This is a genomic window from Brevibacillus borstelensis (genome assembly GCF_037834415.1).
In the GTDB taxonomy this organism is placed as follows: domain Bacteria; phylum Bacillota; class Bacilli; order Brevibacillales; family Brevibacillaceae; genus Brevibacillus; species Brevibacillus borstelensis_A.
This window is the reverse complement of record NZ_JAUMSJ010000119.1, coordinates 1-564: the sequence shown is the minus strand read 5'-3', so window position 1 is coordinate 564 and position 564 is coordinate 1. Positions and strand designations below refer to the sequence as shown.

At 44.5% G+C, this 564-nt stretch carries 1 protein-coding gene; it reads right to left on the bottom strand.

Going from position 1 to position 564, the window contains the following annotated elements; translation table 11 throughout:
* Positions 1 to 564, bottom strand: a 564-nt coding sequence (locus tag Q3F21_RS27215) for an IS3 family transposase (protein ID WP_340259728.1), incomplete at both ends; no start/stop codon positions are given.

Here is a 564-nt window from a genome sequence, read left to right as displayed (position 1 = left end):
TACGTTCGTACTGATTGGGTGTAAAATACTCGATGGAGGAATGGATTCGTTTTCCATTGTAGAAGCACGCAATATACTCAAAAATCCGTTCTCTCGCTTCTTTGCGGGTCTTGAACTTCTCTAAATATACGAGCTCTTTCTTCAGCACGCTGTGGAACGATTCGATACAAGCGTTATCGTAGCAATTCCCTTTGCGGCTCATACTGCCTTTCATCTTATATTTTTTAAGTCGCTCCTGGTACTCGAAAGAAGCATACTGACTACCTCGATCAGAGTGGTGGAGAACTTCACCGCGTGGTTTCTGAAGCCGATAGGCTTGATCTAGCGCCTTTATCACAAGTGACTTCGTCATTCGTTCATCCATATGAAACCCTACGATTTTACGGCTGTATAAGTCCATAACGCTCGCTAAATAAAGCCATCCCTCATCGGTCGGGATATAGGTGATATCTGTCATCCAGACCTGATTGGGCGCACTCGCTTGAAACTGTTGATTCAGCACATTCGCGGCTACCGGCAAGTTATGCTTGGAATTCGTGGTTGCTTTATATTTCTTGACTGTTC